General features: G+C 55.5%; 5 protein-coding genes and 1 tRNA gene. 2 read left to right on the top strand and 4 right to left on the bottom strand.

Annotated elements, in window-relative coordinates; genetic code table 11:
- Positions 1-149 precede the first annotated feature (149 nt).
- Entirely contained in the window at positions 150-2,348 is a 2,199-nt protein-coding gene (locus ACFIQF_RS07905) for an IPTL-CTERM sorting domain-containing protein (RefSeq protein ID WP_393941716.1), read from the top strand.
- Positions 2,349-2,510: 162 nt separating this feature from the next.
- Positions 2,511-2,595, top strand: a tRNA-Ser gene (locus ACFIQF_RS07900).
- Between the two features lie 331 nt (positions 2,596-2,926).
- On the opposite strand, the gene ACFIQF_RS07895 is transcribed toward ACFIQF_RS07900, so the two are convergent.
- The 4 genes from ACFIQF_RS07895 to ACFIQF_RS07880 form a co-directional block, all read right to left on the bottom strand.
- Positions 2,927-3,559 carry a hypothetical protein gene (locus tag ACFIQF_RS07895; protein WP_393941715.1) on the bottom strand — a complete coding sequence of 211 codons (633 nt, stop codon included), beginning with the start codon at positions 3,557-3,559 and terminating at the stop codon, positions 2,927-2,929.
- 374 nt (positions 3,560-3,933) lie between these two features.
- Complete coding sequence (locus tag ACFIQF_RS07890; protein ID WP_182343161.1) at positions 3,934-4,452, bottom strand: hypothetical protein; 519 nt, start codon at positions 4,450-4,452, stop codon at positions 3,934-3,936.
- An 18-nt stretch (positions 4,453-4,470) separates the two neighbouring features.
- A complete protein-coding gene (locus tag ACFIQF_RS07885; RefSeq protein WP_393941714.1) occupies positions 4,471-5,778 on the bottom strand; it encodes a tyrosine-type recombinase/integrase in 1,308 nt (435 codons plus the stop codon).
- Positions 5,775-6,191 carry a hypothetical protein gene (locus tag ACFIQF_RS07880; protein WP_393941713.1) on the bottom strand — a complete coding sequence of 139 codons (417 nt, stop codon included), beginning with the start codon at positions 6,189-6,191 and terminating at the stop codon, positions 5,775-5,777. Before ACFIQF_RS07880 ends, ACFIQF_RS07885 begins: the two co-directional genes overlap by 4 nt.
- Positions 6,192-6,314: the final 123 nt, after the last annotated feature.

The following is a 6,314-nucleotide window of genomic DNA, read 5'->3' as shown; positions in this document are numbered from 1 at the left end:
GGCATCACCCCCAAACAGCGGCTGGCCATGGCCGCATAGCTCTACTTCTCAGAGCGGTGGTTTGTGGGGGGATTACCGTATGCATTAAACTGTTTTGCAATCTGCTGGTTTTTGTATAGCTAGAGTTAAATTTCTACAAGGATTGTCAAATGGAACAATTAACGAACATTCTGTCGATTTTTCGGCACTCCTACAAAGCCACAGCAACTGCTGTAACTGCTTTGTGTGTATCCACAGGCGTATTGGCAGCCGCTGGAACCCCACTTCCGCGATGCGATGCTAGTACCGCATCTTTCTACCTTATGCGCTACAGCAGTCCCGCCGCGGTGGGCACGCCGCCCACGACCAATTTGTCGCTTGCTACCGTACCTGCCACTGGTGCTGTGGCGCTATCGCAGATTTGGAACGCAGCTGCGGCCCCGACTGTATCTCCTCGAGAGATACCGTTGGCTCCTGCAACTGCGCCGCTACCTGCAGGAGCCTCTGTAGCGGGAGGCATGGGCAACGATGGCTACATTTATGCCATTCGCGCGGTTGATGGAGACAACAAGTGGGACACCAGCCCTGCAGCAGGCTGGGGAAGTGGGCAAGGAGGCGGTTGGCGTACCCATACGCGTAACTATGAGTTATTTCGTTACGGTCGTGATGGCGTGGACAACTTAGGTATCGTTGATGGCCTGGGGCCCTATCTCACATCCACCGATCCTAGCGGTACCTCCGTGCCCGGAGCGCTAGACGCAAGACTCGGGCCCAACTTCAATGCTGCCGACGTCGACCCAGTAACGGGTATCTTGTACGTTGCTAGTTTTCAGACTGGGGGCTCGCTCAATCGCGTGTTCCGCGTTGATGTAACTCAGACGCCACCTAAGGTCGTAAGCACTTTGACATTGACTGCCAATATTCCGGGTGGTCAGTCAGGCGACTTCGCCATAGATGCGGCAGGTCAGTGGGCATATGGTGTTGCCATTACCTCATCAATATTTGCTCAAAATTATCGATTTAACCTGTCTAGTGGTGTCGTGGAATCTATAGGCAGTTCTTATTTTAGTACCTCATTCGGTGGGGCCGCTCGGTTGCCTAATGATGCCACCAAGCTAGCCTTTTTCGGTACAAGCACACGAATTATGACCATCCCAGCTGGGACCCTCGGCAGCAGCCAAGCCACTGCAACGGCCAATGGTGGTGATGCTGCATCTTGTCTGCCTAAGTTTGTCGCAACGCTCCAATGCACTCCTACCGATCTCGTAGACTCAGCTGGTCAGGTAGCGAACTGCACCGTAACGATCAACCAGCCCGCGCCCCTGGGCGGTTTGTCGATAGCGTTGGCACCTCCGCCAGCTAACTCACGCTACACCACCACCTGCGGCTCCGCGATAAGTGTGGCTGCAGGTGAAACCTCTGCGAGCTGCAGTATCACCGCGACTGCAAACACTGTTCCTGCCGATGGGGACGTTAGTGCGACTTTGCAACTAGCAACCCCTGACGCTATGGCCGACTACGTGTTGGGCACTCCTATCGCTGCCACAGTGACAGTACGCAACGATGACCTCCCTTCCGTAGGAGTTAGCTGTACGCCTAATAGTCTCGTGGATGCAGAATCTCAAGTGGCTGTTTGCACAATCACCTCAGACGTACCGGCCCCAGTTGGCGGTATGACCATTCGTTTAACGTCGCCCATTAGCGGCCCTCGTTTCAGTACCACGTGTGGCAACTCGGCAGTCATCGAGGCAGGTGCTAGCAGCACCACCTGTACCATTACAGCTACACCCAACACCGTGGTGGGTGATGGGGATGTGACCGTGTCACTCGCCTTGGCAACGCCTGCTACCGGCGCTGGCTACCAACTGGGCACGCCAAACCAGGCCAGTATACTGATCAGAGATGATGACGTGGCCCTGTCACCTCCCTTGGCCAATGTGGCATGTACGCCCTCTAGCCTAGTGGATTCTACTGACCAAGTGTCCATCTGTATCATAACGTTGAGCGCTCCCGCACCCGCTGGCGGCTTGAACGTTGCTATCACGGCACCTGCCGACAACAGTCGCTATAGCACCACTTGCGCATCGCCGCTCGCCGTTGCGGCGGGAGCGAGCACTGCTAGTTGCACCATCACCGCAACCCCGAATATCGTTGCCGGAGACGGCAGCGTGACCGCATTGCTGCAGCTGCAGCCTGGCACGGGATATGGGCTCGGAGCCAAGGTTAAGGACACCGTGAGCGTCAACGACGATGACCAGTTCGCAGTCGCTGCACCTATCCCGTCCCTTGGTCAGTGGGCGTTAGCAGTGCTGTCCTTGATTCTTGGAGGGCTTGCCGCAGTCGGCTTACGACGTTCTCCATTGCGGTGATTGGCGAGGAGGGAGGTTGAGGTATGGAGCTCGCTCCGCCTCTACCTTCGCCGCTACCCATCTCTCCAGACTCGGCCTCCGGCTGACAACAATTTCATCGAAATCTTCGTTTTTTGTCGGAGGGCCGAAAACTCCCTGCTACAATTGCGGCTTCGGCGCTGCGGAGAGGTGGCAGAGTGGTCGAATGTACCTGACTCGAAATCAGGCGTACGTGCAAACGTACCGAGGGTTCGAATCCCTCCCTCCTAGTTAAGAATTCATGAAATACGGGCCCATGTGGCCCGTTTTGCATTTCTACCTTCCGTTTTACCTACTATTTAGCCGGATATATGCCATTGCAGTGCGGCGCGCGCACCATACCGGTGAGTTGTCCGCTTGATACGCCGCTTTGGTTCTGTGGCCGCATCTTCCAGGCTCTATCTATCTTCTGGTCTACCTTAGACCTCCGCGGAGACTTGAGCCTAAGGGCCTCGACCACGTCCAGGTGCGCTTCTAGTGTCCGCTGACATAGCTATCGTAGCCGCGCACGTGTATATCAGTTCCTGTCGACTTTCTGTCACTGCGATCTGATAGAGGCATTACAGCTTTCTTTTATCGCACCACTTTGTCTTTCGACCGCAACCACAACTGCAAGGCGTATATGGCCCAATTTCTTGGAGTAGACGAATGCAACCTAGCGTAGCCATTGTTTTTCGTTGCTGTATCTGGTCGTAGTGTGCAGCTTCATTCTCTGTGAGAGTAATTTCGCCATACTGACCCTGCCTGCTTCCTTCGTTCATGAATTTGACTTCTTCTTCGCTCGCTTGAATAAAGTCCATTACCGCAGGATCATTTGAGATAGGGAGCCGCAGATTGTCAACTTGCTCTCCTGTGTAGCTTGTTCCCGGGTCACGGAGGAATAGAATTCGACTTGTCAGTTCTTTCTTAGGAGTTATATCGATTAGTACGCCATCTGGTCTTTCCCACACAGCATGGAACTCGGCCTCGAAATAAACTCCTGGCAGTTCCCAGAGCGCCCATCCGAGTACTTGTTGACCTCCATTTAGATCAACTTGGGATGAGGTATTGGCGAAGCATTCATTGACGATCGCATGTTTAGACAGTTCGACGTCGATATAGACCGGGTCTTCTTTAATTTTTAACTTCTTCTTGATTTCTTGAGCAAACGAGCTCATTGGATCGATGGGGGTGACTGGGTGGCGATATTTCATTGGGGCGTGGTCGTCTATGCGGTGCGGACGGGATTGTTGACCGCATCAACTTATAACAGAGTTCAGTGTGGAGATTTCATTTCGCTAAACACAGCCTGCGCGCATCGTTTTCCTTGATGGCGTAGCACCGATCCCGACTGCCTTTGATCTCTGCGAGACACTGATTGCGCTGGTCACTATCCTTGACCCGATAGCAGTATTGGTAGTCCTGTTTCACAGCTGCGAGACAGTAGGCACGCTTGTCCCCATCTTTAATCGCGTAGCAATCTGAGGGTGCGGCCATGACCTCCCCCATAGCCAATATCGCGGCGGCACACGGGAGGGCCACGAGGGTACTTCTCGCTATATTTTGGATAGTCATGCCCATACCCGTGTCAATAGTCCCGCAGCAGGTGTCCGCTTGGCATCTGTTTGAGCATTGCGCCGTATAGCGTAATAGTCCGGTCATCAGCCCACAGGTGGAAGGCCCTGTATTTGCGCGCTTCAGCCAGTTCACCCGCGCTCCATTCGAACTTACCCATAGGCTTATCCTCTTTGATGGGATTGCCGTACTGGTCTTTTACCCCTGCGCTAGACATGACGAACTCCATGCGCACCGATTGCAGCTGTGGCTTTTGCTGAGCGAGGTCATACACGTCGTGCAGTGTCCGCTGTGCAATAGCTCTGGCTCCATTGGACGTGGTCAATACCTGGCGCGTCACCACCTCCGTATCTGAGGATACGAGCGTTCCATCCGTAGGCATTCTTTTCTCGCCTAGCAAGATGGCTGCGCAGAGCATGATGACCATGTACCACAGTACGATGATCTTAGCTTTTCCGATCCATCCTGCGCTCCAGGTTCGTGTATGCCATGCCTTGAACCTTGCGAGCTTGCTGAGTGGTTGTTGGTCCATGATGTAACTCCTAATTGGTTAATTGGATTGGTTGATTTTTGGGTTTGAGTTGTCATTCGCGGCGGCAGTTTTTATTGCCGCAGGTTGCCCGCGGGTATGACCGTCGGTCATGGCGTAGCTGCCCCAGTCCTGCATGAGTGCGTGGCGCTTTTCCAGCATGTCTCCGCGTCGATACGCGGCTTCCACCTTGCTCGCGACGGTGTGTGCGAGGGCCATCTCCGCGACCTCATTGGCGTACTGCGTTTTCTCGGCACACCAGTCGCGGAACGTAGACCGGAACCCATGAGGCACGGCGTTCACATTCAGGCGACGCAATACGGCAGTTAGCGTCATGTTCGATAGCGGCGCTCCCGTCTCGGGATCGGCACTTGCTCGGTAGCCCGGGAACACATAGAGGCACGATGCAGGTACGACGTCGCGTTGGTTCTTGAGGATCTCAATTGCTGCATCCGACAGAGGTACGCGGTGCTCCTTATGGGCCTTCATCCGCTCGGCTGGGATCGTCCATACCCGGTTGGCAATATCGATCTCATCCCACCTTGCTCCCCGCACTTCGCCTGACCGGGTTGCCGTCAGGATCAGGAACTGCAGGGCCAGCGCGCCATTGCCTTCTTGACTTCGCAACTGCACCATGAACGCCGGTAGATCGGCATAGGGCATGGCACGGTGGTGCACGGTCTTGGTGACCTTTGCTGGTGCCGGTAGTAGCTTGTCCAGGAGTCCCTTCCAGCGTGCCGGGTTGGCATCCTTGCGATAGCCGCGGGCCACTGCCCAGTCCAATACCGATTCGATCCGGCCCCGCACGCGATTGGCCGTTTCCGTCTTGGTGGCCCACATCGGCTCGATCACCCGCAGCACCATCTCTACATCGACCGCTGCCACTGGCACCTTGCCGAGTACCGGATTCGCATAGGTCGCCAGCGACGACCGCCACTGCGCCACATGCTTGACGTTCTTCCAGCCTTTTTCATGGGCGTCGATGTACTTGGTAGCAGCCTCTGCGAAGCTGATGGCCCGCTGCATATCTTGCACCAACTGGGCACGCAGGCGCTGTGCATCCGCTATAGGGTCGATGCCACGCGCTAGTTTGAGGCGGGCTTCTCGTGCCAGCTCCCGGGCCTGTGCGAGGGTGACCGTTGGGTACGATCCGAGCCCCAGGTCACGACGTCGGCCTGCGACTTGGTAGCGCAATAGCCAGCTGCGCGAGCCGTACATGGTGACGTTGAGCACGAGGCCACGCACGCCGCCGACATGTGTCGATCCACGTCGCCATATCGCAGCTACCTGTGCCGCTCCGAGTTCTTTGCTAGCTGCTTTGGGCATCATGGCTGAGCCTCCTGATGCGTAGCGCATTGCTGGGAATAGCCGGGAGGTAGTACATCCCAGTCACCCTGCAAGGCATCGGTCAGTCGCTCCTGTGCCCGTGCATCGGTCATGCCGATCAGGTCGCCTTCGACATCTCGGCTGCGGCCTTCTGACAGCCACTCAAGCCAGGTACGCAGGCTGGGTACTACCCCGGTCTGATGAAGATAGATAAATTGCCGGGGTGCACGCAGTGCGTCAGATCGTTGCAGCTCTTCCATAACGCCCAGTGTGGAGAAATACAAGAGGGCGTAGGAAATTTCGATTTTGGAGGGCTGAAACCCGCATGGAATAAGGCGATGCTTCTCTCTCCCCTTCGTTATTGTGATTGATGCTATCAATTTCATATCAATGATTCCTAAATCATTGATTTTCAATAGCCTTTGTTGACGACGGAAGGGGGCTACTCGCGGTAGACCCGCTGCTTTGAAGGGCGAGCCAGTGGCTCGGTTTTCTTGCGAGTGATGGCCGCTGTGGCCTACGGCGATGGGTTACATGGC

Source organism: Comamonas trifloxystrobinivorans (assembly GCF_043359985.1).
Taxonomy (GTDB): Bacteria; Pseudomonadota; Gammaproteobacteria; order Burkholderiales; family Burkholderiaceae_C; genus Comamonas; species Comamonas trifloxystrobinivorans.
Note: the sequence above shows the minus strand (reverse complement) of the source record. Positions and strands in the feature narration are given on the sequence as shown.

Coding starts and splice junctions, on each gene's coding strand:
- ACFIQF_RS07905 (WP_393941716.1), top strand. CDS start 150: ATGGAACAATTAACGAACATTCTGTCGATTTTTCGGCACTCCTACAAA.
- ACFIQF_RS07895 (WP_393941715.1), bottom strand. CDS start 3,559: ATGAAATATCGCCACCCAGTCACCCCCATCGATCCAATGAGCTCGTTT.
- ACFIQF_RS07890 (WP_182343161.1), bottom strand. CDS start 4,452: ATGGACCAACAACCACTCAGCAAGCTCGCAAGGTTCAAGGCATGGCAT.
- ACFIQF_RS07885 (WP_393941714.1), bottom strand. CDS start 5,778: ATGATGCCCAAAGCAGCTAGCAAAGAACTCGGAGCGGCACAGGTAGCT.